Origin of the sequence: Geotoga petraea (assembly GCF_900102615.1) — a bacterium.
Classification (GTDB): domain Bacteria; phylum Thermotogota; class Thermotogae; order Petrotogales; family Petrotogaceae; genus Geotoga; species Geotoga petraea.
The window spans coordinates 386772-403351 of record NZ_FMYV01000001.1 but is presented as its reverse complement, the minus strand read 5'-3'; the positions used below and the strand labels follow the sequence as shown (position 1 = coordinate 403351).

18 protein-coding genes are annotated in these 16580 nt (G+C 29.7%); 5 read left to right on the top strand and 13 right to left on the bottom strand.

The window, feature by feature from the left end:
• Window positions 1-46: 46 nt before the first annotated feature.
• The 6 genes from BLS00_RS01985 to udk all read right to left on the bottom strand — a co-directional run bounded on the left by BLS00_RS01985 (window position 47) and on the right by udk (window position 7451).
• Window positions 47-997: an ABC transporter permease gene (locus BLS00_RS01985; RefSeq protein WP_091402345.1), complete on the bottom strand. Its 951-nt coding sequence runs from the start codon at window positions 995-997 to the stop codon at window positions 47-49.
• The gene (locus BLS00_RS01980) at window positions 994-2073 is read right to left on the bottom strand and encodes an ABC transporter permease (RefSeq protein ID WP_091402342.1); all 1080 of its coding nucleotides are present in this window, start codon (window positions 2071-2073) and stop codon (window positions 994-996) included. The genes BLS00_RS01985 and BLS00_RS01980 overlap by 4 nt, the downstream gene beginning before the upstream one ends.
• Entirely contained in the window at window positions 2073-3656 is a 1584-nt protein-coding gene (locus tag BLS00_RS01975) for an ABC transporter ATP-binding protein (RefSeq protein WP_091402340.1), read from the bottom strand. Before BLS00_RS01975 ends, BLS00_RS01980 begins: the two co-directional genes overlap by 1 nt.
• A gap of 98 nt (window positions 3657-3754) precedes the next feature.
• Window positions 3755-4852, bottom strand: coding sequence for a BMP family lipoprotein (locus tag BLS00_RS01970; RefSeq protein ID WP_091402338.1), 1098 nt, complete (start codon window positions 4850-4852; stop codon window positions 3755-3757).
• A gap of 50 nt (window positions 4853-4902) precedes the next feature.
• The gene (locus tag BLS00_RS01965) at window positions 4903-6828 is read right to left on the bottom strand and encodes a hypothetical protein (RefSeq protein ID WP_091402336.1); all 1926 of its coding nucleotides are present in this window, start codon (window positions 6826-6828) and stop codon (window positions 4903-4905) included.
• Window positions 6825-7451: a uridine kinase gene (gene udk / locus BLS00_RS01960; protein WP_091402333.1), complete on the bottom strand. Its 627-nt coding sequence runs from the start codon at window positions 7449-7451 to the stop codon at window positions 6825-6827. Before udk ends, BLS00_RS01965 begins: the two co-directional genes overlap by 4 nt.
• A gap of 306 nt (window positions 7452-7757) precedes the next feature.
• Here udk and BLS00_RS01955 point away from each other — a divergent pair, with 306 nt between their 5' ends.
• Window positions 7758-8621 (top strand): YncE family protein, encoded by an 864-nt coding sequence (locus BLS00_RS01955; RefSeq protein ID WP_091402330.1) that lies wholly within the window; start codon window positions 7758-7760, stop codon window positions 8619-8621.
• Here the strand turns inward: BLS00_RS01955 and BLS00_RS01950 are convergent.
• Entirely contained in the window at window positions 8599-9630 is a 1032-nt protein-coding gene (locus BLS00_RS01950) for a polysaccharide pyruvyl transferase family protein (RefSeq protein ID WP_091402328.1), read from the bottom strand. The genes BLS00_RS01955 and BLS00_RS01950 overlap by 23 nt on opposite strands.
• Before the next feature lie 65 nt (window positions 9631-9695).
• Between BLS00_RS01950 and flgB the strand changes: the two genes are divergently transcribed.
• The 4 genes from flgB to BLS00_RS01930 are packed head-to-tail and all read left to right on the top strand — an operon-like array spanning window position 9696 to window position 11317.
• Complete coding sequence (gene flgB / locus BLS00_RS01945) at window positions 9696-10094, top strand: flagellar basal body rod protein FlgB (RefSeq protein ID WP_091402326.1); 399 nt, start codon at window positions 9696-9698, stop codon at window positions 10092-10094.
• Window positions 10094-10516, top strand: a complete 423-nt coding sequence (gene flgC, locus BLS00_RS01940) for a flagellar basal body rod protein FlgC (RefSeq protein ID WP_091402324.1) — start codon at window positions 10094-10096, stop codon at window positions 10514-10516. The genes flgB and flgC overlap by 1 nt, the downstream gene beginning before the upstream one ends.
• A 15-nt stretch (window positions 10517-10531) precedes the next feature.
• Window positions 10532-10834, top strand: coding sequence for a flagellar hook-basal body complex protein FliE (gene fliE, locus BLS00_RS01935; protein ID WP_091402322.1), 303 nt, complete (start codon window positions 10532-10534; stop codon window positions 10832-10834).
• A gap of 18 nt (window positions 10835-10852) precedes the next feature.
• Window positions 10853-11317 (top strand): hypothetical protein, encoded by a 465-nt coding sequence (locus tag BLS00_RS01930; protein WP_091402320.1) that lies wholly within the window; start codon window positions 10853-10855, stop codon window positions 11315-11317.
• Window positions 11318-11329: 12 nt separating this feature from the next.
• On the opposite strand, the gene BLS00_RS01925 is transcribed toward BLS00_RS01930, so the two are convergent.
• The 6 genes from BLS00_RS01925 to mgtE form a co-directional block, all read right to left on the bottom strand.
• A complete protein-coding gene (locus BLS00_RS01925; RefSeq protein ID WP_176759811.1) occupies window positions 11330-12730 on the bottom strand; it encodes a monomeric [FeFe] hydrogenase in 1401 nt (466 codons plus the stop codon).
• A gap of 28 nt (window positions 12731-12758) precedes the next feature.
• Window positions 12759-13001: an NAD(P)H-dependent oxidoreductase subunit E gene (locus tag BLS00_RS01920; RefSeq protein WP_176759810.1), complete on the bottom strand. Its 243-nt coding sequence runs from the start codon at window positions 12999-13001 to the stop codon at window positions 12759-12761.
• A gap of 11 nt (window positions 13002-13012) precedes the next feature.
• Window positions 13013-14176, bottom strand: coding sequence for a SpoIIE family protein phosphatase (locus BLS00_RS01915; protein ID WP_091402314.1), 1164 nt, complete (start codon window positions 14174-14176; stop codon window positions 13013-13015).
• 13 nt (window positions 14177-14189) lie between these two features.
• Window positions 14190-14693, bottom strand: coding sequence for a PAS domain S-box protein (locus tag BLS00_RS01910; RefSeq protein WP_176759809.1), 504 nt, complete (start codon window positions 14691-14693; stop codon window positions 14190-14192).
• Window positions 14686-14964 (bottom strand): (2Fe-2S) ferredoxin domain-containing protein, encoded by a 279-nt coding sequence (locus BLS00_RS01905; protein WP_091402309.1) that lies wholly within the window; start codon window positions 14962-14964, stop codon window positions 14686-14688. The genes BLS00_RS01910 and BLS00_RS01905 overlap by 8 nt, the downstream gene beginning before the upstream one ends.
• 231 nt (window positions 14965-15195) lie before the next feature.
• Window positions 15196-16545, bottom strand: coding sequence for a magnesium transporter (gene mgtE, locus BLS00_RS01900; protein ID WP_091402307.1), 1350 nt, complete (start codon window positions 16543-16545; stop codon window positions 15196-15198).
• Window positions 16546-16580: the final 35 nt, after the last annotated feature.

Here is a 16580-nt window from a genome sequence, read left to right as displayed (position 1 = left end):
ATAAATTTAAAAGCCCGCTTTTTTAAAAGCGGGCAAATAATTAATTTTATTCTTTTTCGTATGGCTCTCCACTTGCGGCTGGTGATCTCGTTCTTCCAACGAACCCTCCAACTACAACGAGTGTTAAAATAAATGGTAATAAATTCAATAATGCCTTTGCCTCTGAAGGCAATTCCAGTAAGGTTTGTAATTGTATATTCATGGCTTCTGCTGCACCAAATAATAATGCCGCCCACATTGCGCCAATTGGATTCCAATTACCTAAAATCATAGCGGCTAAAGCAATGAAACCTTTACCTGCTGGCATTTCTTCTTGGAACTGACCTAAGTCACCAAGGGCTAAATATATACCACCTAAAGAAGCCAAAACACCTGACATTATAACACCAAAGTATCTAACTCCTTTAACATTAACCCCTAAAGTATCTGCTGCTTTTGGATTTTCCCCAACAGCCCTCATTCTTAATCCAAGAGGTGTTTTGTAAATTAGTATCCAAGAAGCAACAATAACAAATACAGCTAAGTAAAAAAACAAAGATATATTTCCAAATATTTCACCTATAAAAGGAATATCTCTTATAAAATCTATTTTTATATTTGGAATTTTTGACACAAAATCACTCTGACCCTCTTGACCAAAAACAGGTACCATTAAAAAACCAACAATACCTTGAGCAAGAATGATTATAGCCGTTGCAGAAACTATTTGATTCGCAGACCATTCAATAGAAACATAAGCATGTAAACCTGCCAATATAATACCGGATATAATACCAGCTAATAAACCAATCCAAATATTTCCAGTTATATAAGTAAAAGCAACGGATGTAAAAGCACCCATTTTCATTATACCTTCAAGCGCAATATTTACAACACCTGTTTTTTCTGTAAAAACTCCTCCTATTGCAGCAAATACTAAAGGTAATGCTGACAATATAGTCAGTTTATAAAAAAGAGGTGATGTTAAAGAAGTAAAAATTGCTTCTAACCAACTCATTTATCCTCACCACCCTCAAGTGAAGGTTTCTTATTTTTTTGTGTTCTTGTGATCAACGTTTTTATTATTCTATCTGCAGCAACAAAGAGAATGATGATACCCTGAATAATGGTAACAATATCATCAGGTATACCTACACTTTGCATTGAATTGGATCCAGCCCTTAATGACGAAATCAAGAAAGCTGAAAAAATAATACCAATAGGATTATTTTGACCAATCAAAGCTATAGTTATACCGTCAAAACCTCTGTCTCCAGTAAAAGCTCCAAATATTCTATGATAAACTCCCATAACTTCAACGGAACCGGCTAAACCAGCTAATCCACCAGATATTGCCATTGTTAAAACTATATTTTTACTAATAGATATTCCACCATATTCAGCTGCATAAGGATTATAACCAACAGCTTTCAACTCATAACCCATTGTAGTTCTTTGCAAAATTATGTAAACAACAACCGCTGCTACAATAGCAACTATAATTCCTGAAGGAACCGTAGATGCTTGAACTGTTATCAATGGAGGTAATTGAGCACTTTCCGCAATTTCAGGTGATTTTGGAACTCCTTGGCCAACTGCCAGAGGACCTGCTACCAAATAATTGCTTAAATGATAAGCTACCCAGTTAAGCATAATAGTTGAAATAACTTCATGTGCACCCGTTTTTGCTTTTAAGAATCCAGCAATGGAAGCCCAAACTGCTCCCCCTATAATACCGGCTGTCATTGTTAAAGGTATGGCGATTACTGAAGGTACATTACCCATGTTAATACCCACAAAAACTGCCATGATTCCACCGACTGTCATTTGGCCTTCAGCACCAATATTAAAAACTCCAGCTCTAAAACCAAATCCAACAGCTAAACCTGTTAAAAGCAAACTGGTCATTTTTGTTATATTATCTGCCCAAGATAGCCTTGATCCGACAGCACCTTTAAACATCTCAAAATAGGCAGTTAATGGATTTTCTCCAATCAACAATATTATAATAGCAGAGATCAATAAAGAAAATAAAACTGCCAATAGCGGAACTAAAAAAGGCATCCATTTAATCCTTCTTGTGTGTGTAGCCATTATTTATCGCCTCCGTGGGACTCTAATTCTGTAGACATTTTTATATCTTTCAACTTTTTACCAGCCATCATAAGACCCATTTCTTCAACTGTAACTTCATCTGGTTTAACTTCACCCATTATTTGTCCTTCATACATAACTATTATTCTATCACTTAAAGATAATACTTCTTCTAATTCCATTGAAACTAAAAGAACTGCGACATTATTATCTCTTAAATTTAAAATTTCATTGTGTACATATTCTATAGCTCCAACATCTAAACCTCTTGTTGGTTGAGCTATAGCAATAAATTCAGGTTCAGCAGATACTTCTCGGGCTATAACAACTTTTTGCTGATTTCCCCCAGATAAGGTACCAGTATTTTGAGTTATATCCGCAGGTCTAACGTCAAAATTTTTAATCAGTTTTTCACTATACTTATAAATTTCATCATGGTTTAAAAAGCCTCTATAAGCAAAGGGTTCTTTAAAATGTCTGCCCATTATCATATTATAGTAATTAGGATACTCTTGAACCATGGCATATCTAAATCTATCCTCAGGTATATGAGTTATATGTAGTTCTCTAAGTTCTCTTACATTGTAATTAGAAACATCTTTACCATTATAAAAATATTTACCACTCTCAATTTCCCTAAGACCTGTCAATGCTTCAACTAATTCTGTTTGTCCATTACCTGCAACGCCAGCAACACCTAATATTTCACCTTTTTTGATTTCAAAACTAATGCCTCTAACAGCTTCTAATTTTCTATTGTCTCTGACTTTTAAATTATCTACTTTGACAAAAACATCTCCAGGTTCTTTTGGTTTTTTATCTACTCTTAAAACAACTTCTCTACCGACCATCATATTTGCAAGTTGTTTTTCATTAGTTTCCTTTACGCTTACATTACCAGTAACTTTACCCAATCTCATAACAGTAATATTATCTGATATTTGCATGACTTCATGTAATTTATGAGAAATAAAAATAATAGTTTTACCATCTTTTCTTAATTTATCCATTATTTCAAATATTTCATCAATTTCTTGAGGGGTTAGAACAGCAGTTGGTTCATCCAGAATAAGAATATCTGCACCTCTATAAAGAGTTTTGATAATTTCTACCCTTTGTTGCATTCCTACAGGTATGTCTTCAATATTAGCATCAACATCAACTTTCAATCCATATTTTTCTGAAAGCTCTTTAACTTCTTTTCTTGCTTTTTTGATGTCAAGTATACCACGTTTTGTTTCCTCTGAACCCAAAATAACGTTTTCTGTAACTGTTAAATTATCTACCAACATAAAATGTTGGTGAACCATGCCAATACCTTTTTTTATTGCGTCTTTTGGACCTTCAATATCTACTTTTTCACCTGATATATAAATTTCTCCAGAAGTAGGTTTATATAATCCATATAGTTGATTCATTAAAGTGGATTTTCCTGCACCATTTTCTCCAATAAGAGCATGAATTTCACCTTTTTTTACTTTTAAATCAACTTTGTCATTCGCCAATACCCTTGGAAACTCTTTCGTTATTTTCTCCATAAAAACTGCATAATCCTTTTTATTTAAATCAGGATTTGATGACATTGTTACACCTCCTGTATATTTCCATCCCTTTTTTAAAACATTGAATAATGTTTTAAAAAAGGGATAGGGGTTACCTATCCCTATATTTTAATTATCTATCAAAAAGGAAATTCAACATTAGAAACGTCAAAACTTCCAAATGTTTCATCTGTATCTGCTATTACGATTTCTCCGCTTTCAACTAATGTTCTTAAATAAGCAATTTCAGCGAATACACTTGAAGGAACCATGCCTTTTGTATATTTCATAGGTGATAAGCCAACACCATCTTGATTAAAGCCTAAAACGTTTAATCCTGACTGAAATGCTCTTGCTGATCTTGCTGATCTTATACCTAAGAATGCAGCTTGGTCTACTCTCTTCATTGCTGATGTTAAAACATAACCAGGAGCTAAGTAATCTTGGTCAGAGTCAACACCTATTGAGAAATAGCCTGTTCCTTTGGCATAATATGCATCTATAACTGTTTTCAAATCTGCATTTGGTGAAATTCCATAGTAATCTGAACCAATTTCCCTTGAAGCGTCAATAACACCGTTTCCTGATGCTCCAGCTGCGTGGAAAATTATGTCTGCACCTTGTTGATATTGAGACATTGCCATTTGTTTACCTTTTGCAGGCTCTCCAAATCCGCCAACATAACCAGTTAATACATTGATATTTGTGTTATGCAATTGATTATAAGCTTTTACACCTGATCTGAATCCTATTTCCAATCTTAAAACAGGAGGAATTCTAATTCCACCAACGTAACCTAATGTCCCTGTTTGTGTCATAGAAGCAGCTAAATATCCTGCTAAGAAAGAAGTTTGTTCTTCTTTAAATATATAAAGTGCTAAATTACTTGGAACTGTTTGACCTTCAGATGGAGAAATGTCAATTCCTATGAATCTTGTATCGGGAAATTGTGGAGCTACATTGAATAATGCATCTGCCATCAAAAATCCAACAGCAACAACTACGTCTGCATCTTGAGCAGCGTTAGTTAAGTTTCCAACATAGTCTGTTTGTTCTTTTGAAATGATGTAATCTACTTCTGCATTAAGTTCTTCCTCTGCTTGAAGCAATCCTTCCCATGTACCATCATTGAATGATTTGTCTCCAAGACCTCCAGTGTCTGTAACCATGATTGCTTTTAAAGCAAAAGAACTAACAATAAGTGTTAATACCAAAGCCAATACAGTTAGCTTTTTCATAATTTACTACCTCCCCTTAATTGAGAATTATGATACGGAATAAATTCCTTTTAATCCACTGAAATCTTTTTTTCTTTTTTTATTTGAATAATAAAAGTAATAAATAACATTAATATACCTATTATAATATTAACAGAATAATCATTTGTAACCAAAGGTGGATAGTTAACTTGAGATAAAACTGTCATGTTTGATGGAGTAATAAAAGCCATTATTGAGGCTATAAGCATTCCTACAGTTGTAATGATTTTAAATAGTTTATCTTCGAATATTAAAAACAATAATAAAGAGAACATGAAGACAATCAAATAAATAGTGCCATGTACCGTGTTATAAACTCTTAGATCAATTGTTTTTAAAGGTTGTATGTCAAAGTAAGATTGAATTTCTATATCTTCTAAAAGGTCACTCGAATTAAATTGAGAAGTTAAAGTGTTAATTACGATGTTCTTAAATTCATCGTCGGAATACAACAATATGCTCTCTATATTACTTTCTAACTCATCAAGCGCACCTAAAATTCTCGATTTTCTTACTTCAGCAGATGACATTATATCGTCTATTGATTTTGATAAATTTTGAGCATTGTTTATATAACTTTCCGTATTGCTAAATTTTAAGCCATCAGAATTAATAGCAATATCAATAGATTCAGTTGAATCAGCGTATACATGATCATAAACGTTCGCATTTATAGAATTTTTTAAGAAATTATTTATTTCAGTGCCGTAAAGACTTCTCATAGAGGAAAATTCTAGGCCTAAATTTGATTTCAAAGTCCCAATAGTCCTTTGAATCGAGGTGTGAGAATAAGTTACAGTATCTTTTAAAAGTTGATCTTCAAAAATAGAATCATTAAATTGAGTATTGTTATCCATTTTCAAATCAATAATTGAGTATGCAGGTATAGTTATTATAACTATTACAGAAACAAATATAGCTATATTTTTGAATCTTTCAAAGATATGTACGTCTCTACCAAAAGCATTTAACACTGAAGTTAAGAAAAATATCGAAATTGCTACAATAACAAAAGCACCATATATGAAAGAAGTTACAGGATCCTGTATTGGATTATATATAAATATAAGAAAAATTAATTCAAAAATATAAATAGCTATAAGTAAGTACTTTAATAGATTTTTCAAAAATAAGGCAAATAAAATAATTAAAGCCAAATAAACTAAAAGTCTTATAAAGTTAGGATTAAATGTTGTTTCAGCCTTTTCTATAAACATGGCTAATGACTGAGCAATTTGTTCTTGAACTAATGAAGATATAGAATCAATATATTGATAAGAAATATCGTCAATCGCTAATTCAAGTTCAAACCCAGTTAAATTAGAATTTGCAATTTCCTCTATTTGAGTAAGAATTTCTTCTTTATTTTCTTCTATGATTTGATTGTATTCGCTGTTACTTCCTCCTTGATAAACATAAAAATCTCTGTTTTCTATTTCTCCGTTAAAATCAAACCTTTCAATATTTTTATATGGTGATTCTTCAAGCACCCCCAAAGAATAACCTATCACATTGCCTATATAAGTCAAAACTTCATTTTCAACATTAGATTGATATTCTTGTATAGAAGTATAATACGCAGGTAAAGATCTTATCATTTCCCTTGACAAACTATCACTTGAAATTTTTGATTGAACATACGCCATAAAACCTGCATAGGCTATTTGTTCTTCTGCATTTTCGTATTCCAATTGATTATAAATCTCAGTCAAATATCTTTGAACATCTGAAGGTCTATCTGTATATTCAGCAGTTCCTACCATCATATTTCTGTAAAACCTATATAACCCTAAATTGTCTATTTGAACAAAAAATTCTGAGAGTTCCCCTTCGCGGTTGTTATTATTATATTCTTCAATAAAAGTTGTGTAATAAGATTCAACTTGATCTACATTTAAAGTAAAAGCGAAACTTGCCAATAATATTGTTAAGATAATTATTATGTTTTTCTTCATTGGTTTCCCTCCCATATTTTTGTTTCAAGCATTCTTTCAATTGCATTTTTTATTATGTTCATTCCCTTTATGTTATTAACCCCTTCTGGTAATACTATATCACATTTGAACTTTTGAGGTTCAATAAAAGATTTAAAAGATGGTGCTACAAATTTCCTATATTGTGATAAAATGCTCTCTACTGTTCTACCTCTTTCAATTGTATCTCTCTCTATTCTTCTTATTAGCCTTTCATCTGAAGGAGCATCAATGTATACAGAGAAATCAAACATTTCAGATATTTTATCATCGTGAAGGGTATATATTCCTTCAACTAAAACTAGGTCATTCGGTGGAAATGTCCTTGTTACGCCTTCTTCTCTTCGGAAGGTAACCATATTATAAACAGGCATTTCAATAGTTTTACCCTTTTTTAAAAGTTCTAAATGTTCTCTAAGTAATTTAAAGTCAAAAGCTTTTGGATCGTCAAAGTTAAAATCATAAGGATTTACCTGGGGGGGTAAATCTTTATAATAATCATCCATATTAAGCATTGAAGCCCTATTTTCAAAATGTTCAACTATATTTCTTGTGACACTAGTTTTTCCAGAACCACTACCACCAACTATAGCAACGAGGACCAATAAAATTCACCTCTTTCATACTTTCTCTGAAACATTATACTACAAAATTTGTCTATTTACAAAAGTAGTTTTAGTTGATTATTTGTTTTTTAAGGGTCTTGTGATAAAATAATGATGATTTTCTAAAAGGGAGGAGTTATTATAAATTTTAAAAAAGTTTTATTTACATTAGTATTAACAATTTTTTCTGTCATAATTTTTTCTAAGGACACTTTTATTATTACTGGTACTCATTCTGTAGGAACTCGAACTAATTTCATTTACACAAACCAAAATTATGTTATTATTCCTGATTATGACGGAAAAGTGGACATCATAGATTTTTATTCACAAGAAAAATTTACTTTTGAAGATGCCGTAATACCTTTAGGTGGAGCGTATGATGGCCATTACTTTTATATTATTGATAATTATACCAAAACAATTTTTAAACTTAAAAATAATAATATAATAAAAAAAATTAAATTGGAGTCAAAACCAACAAATATTGAAATATTTGAAAATAAAATATATATAACCTCAACAAATCCTAATAGAATTTATATATTAGATACTGATTTAAATATTATAAATTTTATAAATCACTCTGTTACTAGTCCGTTAATTATTAAAAACGATAATAAAATTTATATTCCTATGATAGAAAATGTTGAAAATGGTAATTTTAAATCAAATATTTTATTTCTAAAACCTGAAAATAATACTTATATATTAAATTATGCAAATATTAAACATCCTATAGATATCATAAATAAAGATGGTGTTGAATATATATTAAATTATTACGAGGGTAATATTTACAAAAATCTTTTAACTAAACAAGAATTTTTAGTTCATATAAATGAGTATACAACTAATATAGAAGTTTATAAAGACAAACTATTGATTAATTCACTAAATTCTGGATTGTATTTTTATGATATTGAAAAAAATGAAAAAGAAAAAATTTTGGATGTACCAATAAGAGATTTTGCTATTTCTCCCAATCAAGAATATATATACGCAATTTCACATATAGATAATAAATTGTATATTATCAAAAACAAAAAAATATACCAAGAAATCGAAGTTGGATCTTATCCAATAGATATTGAAGCACCAGACAACAACATTATATTAATTTTAACTACAGCTGATCAAAATTTAGTTACTTTAAGGCGTTTTGAATAACTTCTTTTGTAATATCAACAGTTTGCGCTAATTTTTCTTTGTAAACTTCCCCATATCCTTTGAAGTCGTAATTTTTTGTTTCTTTATCCGAGTATAAAAAAGGTAAATCCATAAGGTTCTTATAGAAAAAATTATAACTTTTATCTATAGTTTTTAAAACCCTTTTATTTTTTGAATTATTATATGTAAAAAATATGCTGTTGAAATAAGCGGCTGTTATGGAAGAGTGCAATCTATCGGAAATTACTATTTTAGAAGTCTTGATTTCTTCTATTATTTTGTCAAAGTCTTTAAAAGGGAACACAGCATTTAATTTTGTTTTTGCCCTAATCTCCTCTACTAAATAGTAATTCATTATGGCATCTTGATTAGAATTAATAACCAATGTGGATACTTCATAATCCTCAAAAATTGACAAAAAGTTAATTAGATTTTCTATATCATAATATTCATTTTTTAAACATAATGATATTTTATTTTTCTTTATTATATTGGAATCTTTAAAATAATAAGGACCTATATCAACACCAAGATAAGAATTTTCATTGAATTTTTTTGAATATTTATGCGAAGTAATGTCTCTATAAACACCTGTTAACCTATCATATTTCAGTATTTTTTTCAATTTTGGCTTGACTACTTTGTGTTTTAATGGGCCAAAACCTTGTGATAAAAAAAGAACTTTTTTGTTGTTTTTTATGGCTTGTTTTGCGATATAATAATAGTAGTAGAAACTTTTTAACGAAGTCTCTGTTTGGAACAAATTTCCTCCGCCATAAATGACTACGTCTGATTTTTTTATATTGTTATTAATGTTTAATATATCATATTTACTGATTTTTTCAATAAAAAAATTGTTATTCACTTGGTATTCGGGTAACTCATCAGCAGGAATAACTATTTTACCTTCAAATCCTATATCTTCTAAAATTTTTATTAGAGCTTTAAATAATAAATCATCACCATAATTTTTGTAACCATAATAACCAATTAAAAATATTTTTTTCATAAAATTCCCCCAATTTAGGATTTTTAAAAAAATAAAAAGAATAATAATATCAGGAGGGATAATATATGTTTGATATAAATTTCGATGTATTACCTAAAGCTTTAGACGCTTCTTTAAAAAAACAACAAACCATAGCTCAAAATATAGCAAATTATAATACCCCAAATTATAAAAGAAAAACAATATCTTTTGAAGAAGAACTCTCTAAAGCTGTAGATAATAAAGACCAACTTAAGTTAAAAACAAACAAAGAACAACATTTAAATAATACCTTAAGTTTAGAAAAAGTTCAAGCTAAAGAAGTAACCCAAGACGAAACTTCAATTAGAAATGATGGTAATAACGTAGATATAGACGCTGAGGTAGCTGATATGGTTCAAAATACTTTAAAATATAATGGCTTAACAAGAATGATGACCTATGCAATTAATAGGTATAATACAGCCATAAGGAGCATCAAATAATGGATGGAATATTTAAGAGTATTAATATATCTGCTTCGGGGATGTCAGCTGAAAGATTCAGATTAAATGTTATTTCTCAAAATTTAGCAAATTCAGATACTACCAGAACCGAAAATGGTGAACCTTATAGAAGAAAAATCGTTACCTTTGAAGAAGTTTTGAACGGAGAAAAAGGAAAAAGAAAAAATGATTTTGGCGGAGTAAAAGTAAGTTCAATTGAAGAAGATACTACACCATTTAAATTAGTTTACAATCCTGATCATCCTGATTCAAATGAAGAAGGATATGTGAGAATGCCAAACGTAAATGTATTGAAAGAGATGGTTGATATGATGACTGCTCAAAGAGCTTATGATCTTAATGCTGCAGTTATTAATTCTGCAAAATCTATGTATAACTCTGCTTTAAATATTGGTAAATAACGGAGGTGAAACATATTGATAGATAAAATCAACGGAATTCAGAACATTTCTGGAATTAATAAAGTAAACCCTGCACAAAAAGCTAATGAATCATCAAATGTTGATTTTTCCAACATGTTGAAAGATGCAATTAATGATGTTAATAACCTTCAAAAAACTGCAGATAAAGCCGCTGTAGATTACTCAACTGGTAAAATAAATGATGTACATCAAGTTATTATTGCTGCAGAAAAAGCTTCTTTGTCTTTACAGTTAACATCACAGGTAACAAACAAAATTATTGAATCTTATAAAGAAATAATGAGAATGCAGATTTAATCCTTAGGAGGTATTTTTGTGGAAAATGTTATAAAAGATGTAGAAATATTCTTAGAACAGCACCCAGATGCTGATTTTGATGAATTAGATAATTACTTAAACAGAAAATATGACGAAGAAACAATTGCAAAATATTATGAACTTTTAAGTGAAACTTTAGGTGGTTTAGATCATGCTTTGGAGAATCCAAGTGATTTATTTTTTAAAGATCAAACTAAAGAAATAGAATTTGATAATTTCTTTTTAATAAAATTTCCCGAAGAAGAACATCTAAGAAAGTTAAAAGTAAAAGAATGGGACCTTGTAAAAACTGATGGAACCATAGAAAAAGAAGTTGAAAAAATTTTCGTACAAGCTGGAGGAATCAATATAAAAGTCAATGACGAATCTACTGATTTAACTCCTGGTGATTTGTTGGTGATGAAGAAAAAAGGAAATGTAGTTTTGTCCACAAATGAAAAAATGGAAATATTTATAAAATGAGAGCATAAGCTCTCATTTTATTTTTTCTTTTAGATTATTAAGTTTCCTTTTAGCTATTCTAGGATTAGTCATAATTCCTGGTCCACAGATACAACCGCCTTCACAGGCCATCCCTTCCAACAGTTTATAATTATTTTCTTTAACTTCATCAAATATTTTCTTCGCTTGATTTAATCCATTTAGCTTTATATCTTTTATATCGGCATTTATATAATTTTTTACTGCATTTGATACTCCACCACTGGAAGCGAAATTCCAACCGTCATAACTCCCTTCTAAATCCTCTTCTTCACAGTTAGAAGGCTCTATATTTTTGGTTATGAACAATATACCAATTTCTTCAAAAGTCAAAATATTATCTACTTGCTTGAACAAAAAGTTTTCTTTTTCTTTTGCTATACAAGGTCCTATAAAAGTTATATCTAGCTCTTGTTCTTCTGTTTTTCTTAAATAATTTGCTAAATGTGACATTGGAGATAAAGAAGGAGATATGTTTTTCTCATATTCAGATTGATATTTTCTAACATATTCAACAAAAGCAGGACAACATGATGTAGTTACTAAATCATCAGAATTTTGAATGTAATCGGCTTCTTCTTTTGCAACCATATCAGCACCTATAGCAACTTCATAAACCTCTTCAAAACCTATCTTTTTTAAAGCTGATTTTATTTTTCCTATACTAACTTTAGGTCCAAATTGAGAAACTATAGATGGTGCCAACAGAGCCACTTTTTTCATACTATTTTTTTTCAAATTGTACAATACCTTAATTAAAGAAGATGTGGTTTCCACTGCGCCAAAAGGACAGGAAATATAACAAGAACCACAAGTGACACATTTCTCATAGTTTATAGTCGCAGCGCCTATTTCATCTTTTTCTATAGCATCTATTTTACAAGACACTTCACATGGTCTTTCTAATTTCATTATTGCATAATAATTACAAGATTGCTGGCATAATCCACAACTAATACATTTATCCGAATCTATTTTAGCCCTACCTTCTTCAAATTGAATTGCATCTTTAGGACAACTATTCATACAAGAATGAGCTACACAGTTTCGGCATAAATCAGTTACATAATATCTACCAGAAGGACATGAGTCACAGCCTTCTTTAATAATATGTAATTTTTTAGACTTATCAATAAGTTCTGATTTACCAGAAAGTATTTCATCTATATGCTCTGAAATTTGAAAAAGTTCTAAATTACGTGATTTTTCATAGTCTAAACCTAAAAACAACTTGATTCTTTGTTTCAATACCTCTCTTTCATGGTAAACAGAATCTCTATAAGTTCCTTCTGGCCCTGGTAATAATTTTTTTGGTAACAAAAACAAACTTTCTTTCAATTTATCTTCTTCAAAAAGTTTAGTCATCTCCATCAGAGTTTGTCTTTTTAATTTCATTATTTCGTTAAAAACAAAATTCCTCATCTCAACCATTCCCCAATTTGTTTTTCACAATAGTTTTAATTCTTTCTGGATTTATATCTTCATAAAATTTATTATCTATTTTAACAATTGGCGGTTTCATTTGGCCATGACATAGTTCAAAACATGTTCTATATTTTATATCAATTTTTTCACAGTATTTTTCATTTAATTCTTCCAATGATTCAATGAGGGTAGAAGAGCCCATCAAATGGCATGTTGTGCCAACACATATCTCTATTTTCATTTTCATCCTCCTCAACAATATTCAACATTTACTTCTTTTCCCAACCTTAATAGATTACTTTTTATATCTCTTATTAAATTTGACCTAATAGACATATCAAAAGGTAAAGCTGGATTATGGTAAAACACATTTACTTTTCTACCCACCTGTAAAGTAATCTCATCACAGTCTCTTATTGTTATAAACATTTTTTCAGCTGCGTCAATATTTTTCTCTTCAATATCAATTTCAAACATGTTGTTTTTACACTGGCTAAGAAGATTGTTTAAACCTTTAAGGGTTAAGACTCCTTCAGTAACAAGATCAACACCTTTCATAGTTCCATATGGGGGAATATCACTTTTTGAATCCAAATTAAAATTAATTTCAATCTCTTCTCCAATTATTCTGGCAACTATATTACTTGTAGTCCCTCCACAAACTATTTTTTTACCTTCTGATTTCATGAATTCTTCGACAAAATATTTATCCTGTTTTGGATCTAAAGGTGGACCTGTGAATATCATTGCTGTAGGTTTCTCTGTTATTTTAAATCCAACAACGCTTGAATCATCTCCAGGTTGTGAACCATAATAACTTTTTGTTAGTTCGACTAAATTATCAACCATATATTTTATATCTCTAGTTCTTCTATACAATCTTTTTATATATGATGCTATATTTTCTACACCCCATCCAAAATCCATCATATTCCCCAAACCAGCATGAACTATTCCATCTGAAAATACAAAAATAAAATCATCCGGTTCAAGATAAAAATTGCTTATATAAACATCTTTTCCATTTATCACTTTTTTTATGTATTTAGGCCAGTACAATTCACCACCTCGAATTATTATAGGAGTGGGATTATCATAATTCACTATTTTTATTTTTCCATCTTTAAAAACTTGAACAATTGAAAAAGTTGAATAAGCAATACCTCTAATTTTACAAACAGGTAGAGTCTTTGCAATAGTTTGATATATCTCTTCTACCTCGACACCTTTCTTAAACATTGTTGATATTATTTCAGTAGTTAATATTGATAAAATACTTGCTTTTATTCCACTACCCAACCCATCAGAAAGAACTGCTATTTTTGAATTATCTGTTTTACTTAATTGAAAATTATCTCCACAAACTTCTTCACCAAATTTATTTATGCTTTTTTTATATATAACTGAAGAAATCATCTTTAACCTTCCTTTATTTTTCTTTTTTTAGTATGTCTAATAATTTAACTAATGTTGCTTTGGTTTCAGCGGTGGTTTCTCCCAATATGGAAGCTATTTCTTGACCTGTTTTCATCTGTTTATCAACTATTTTCTGCACTTCTTCAATTATATGTATCTTTAAATATTTTAACTCTTTTTCTTTCTCTACTTGATCAGTAATGTCATGAAATATTTTCACTATAAGTTTTTCAGACTTAATTCTAAAAGTCACTTCAGAAACAGTTAAACCATAATTTTCATAAGTATGAATCTTCTTTAATATTTTTTCATCTTCTTCCATAATAAGTCTGTAATCTTCAAAATCATTGAAAAATTCAAAAACTGATCTTCCGATGATATCTTTTCCCTGTAAATAAAACATTTTTGCAAATGAAGGATTAACCAGTTTAATAGTAAAATCTTCATCTACTGCCATTATTCCATTTGGATCATAATCCATAATTAATTCCCATACGTTTTTAGATAAATTACTCATTTTCATCACTCTTTTCTATTATCTCTAGTATATATGGATAAATTTTTTCCTTGAAAATTGAAATTGTATTTTCTACATTCATTTTTTTGAAAAATTTATCTCCAACCTTAACAACTACACCTTGATTGCAGGGACCTAAACAGAAAGATCCTTTTAATTTTACCTTTTCTTTCAAATCATATTTTTTTACCAAACGACTTAAAATATCTACAATATCTTTTGAGCCTTTTAAATAACATGCACTACCCATACAAATATAAATTTCAACCATTTAAATCATCTCCAAGATTAATCACTGGTTATTTTTTTCACTTTCTATTTTATAGATAAAAAATTAAGTTTATATTTTTATTTGGGTAAATATTATATGAAATTTTTCACATATTAACTTTACAAAAATCAATTTTTGAGTTTTAGGTTAATAATTGTTTAATATTCTTTAGTTATATAAATAAAACATGAAAGAAGTGTTTAAAATTCTTTCATGTTTTAATTCTATACATTAGAGCATATCTTTTAGAAAATAAAGAGAAACAGAAAAATATACCGCCATACTAATTACATCCATAATAGTTGATATAAGAGGGCCAGATATTAACGCAGGATCTAATTTGAATCTTTTTGCAAAAAAAGGTAGAATAGATCCTAAAAAGTTTGAGACGAGAACTACGATTATCATAGAAGAAGAAAGGGCTAATATTATTGATATATCTTGAGTATTTACAAACGCTCTTACTCCCATAACAACAGATAAAATTAATCCAAGTATTGTCCCAACAACTATCTCTTTTCTCAAAACTTTTTTAAAATCATCTTTGTCCAATTCTCCTAATGCCATTGATCTAATGATAACTGCAGACATCTGGCTTCCAGTATTTCCCCCCATTGCATTTATTGTAGGTATAAAAGCCGCAAGAATTGTAACCTTCTGAAGAATTGCAGAAAACCCATCGATAATAAATACAGCTACACTTTCAAGTAATAATAAGAGGATCAACCAAACAACCCTACTTTTTACTAAACTCCATATTGAAGTATGCAAATAAGATGTATCAGTAGCATTTACTGCTGCCATTTTTTGAATATCTTCAGTTGCAGTTTCTTCAATAATATCAATAATATCATCAACAGTTATTATTCCCACCAATCTTTTTTCTGAATCAACCACTGGCAAAGCCAATAAATCATAATCTCTCATTATTATTGCAGCTTCTTCTTCGGTATCATAAACACTTACATACAAAGGTTCTTTATTCATAATTTCCTTTATCTTTTGATCTTCTTCAGAAAAAATAATCTCATCCAAATCGACGACACCTGTAAGTTTTCTGTTTTCATCTATCACAAAAAGTGTATATATTGTTTCAGCTTGTTTCCCTTTCGACTTAATCTTTTTCAATGCCTGAGAGCAGTTGAGGTTCTCTTTTAAGTCGAAAAGGTCAGGTGTCATTATCCTTCCAGCTGAATCTTCTGGATAATTAAGTAATATTTGTGCTTTTTCCCTTTCTTCTGGAGAGAGATATTCAAGCAATTTTTTGACTACATTAGCCGGCAATTCTTCAAATAAATCCGTTCTATCGTCAGGATCAAGATCATTTATAATTTCCTTGATTTTTTCTTCCTTGAATAAAGATATTAATCTCAGCTGATCGTCTCTTTCCAATTCTGAAAAAACTAAAGCCGCTGTATCCTTATTCAATAATCTGAAAATAATTACTTTGTCTTCAGCTTCAATCTCTTCTATCATCTCAACTATATAGGCAGGTTCTTGATCTTTTAAAAGATCTTTTAATATTTTTAGCTGGTTGTTATCGATGAGTTTTTTTATGTCGATTTTCATATCAACTTTCATTTTGGAACCTCCTTGATTTTTCTATACTTTTAATA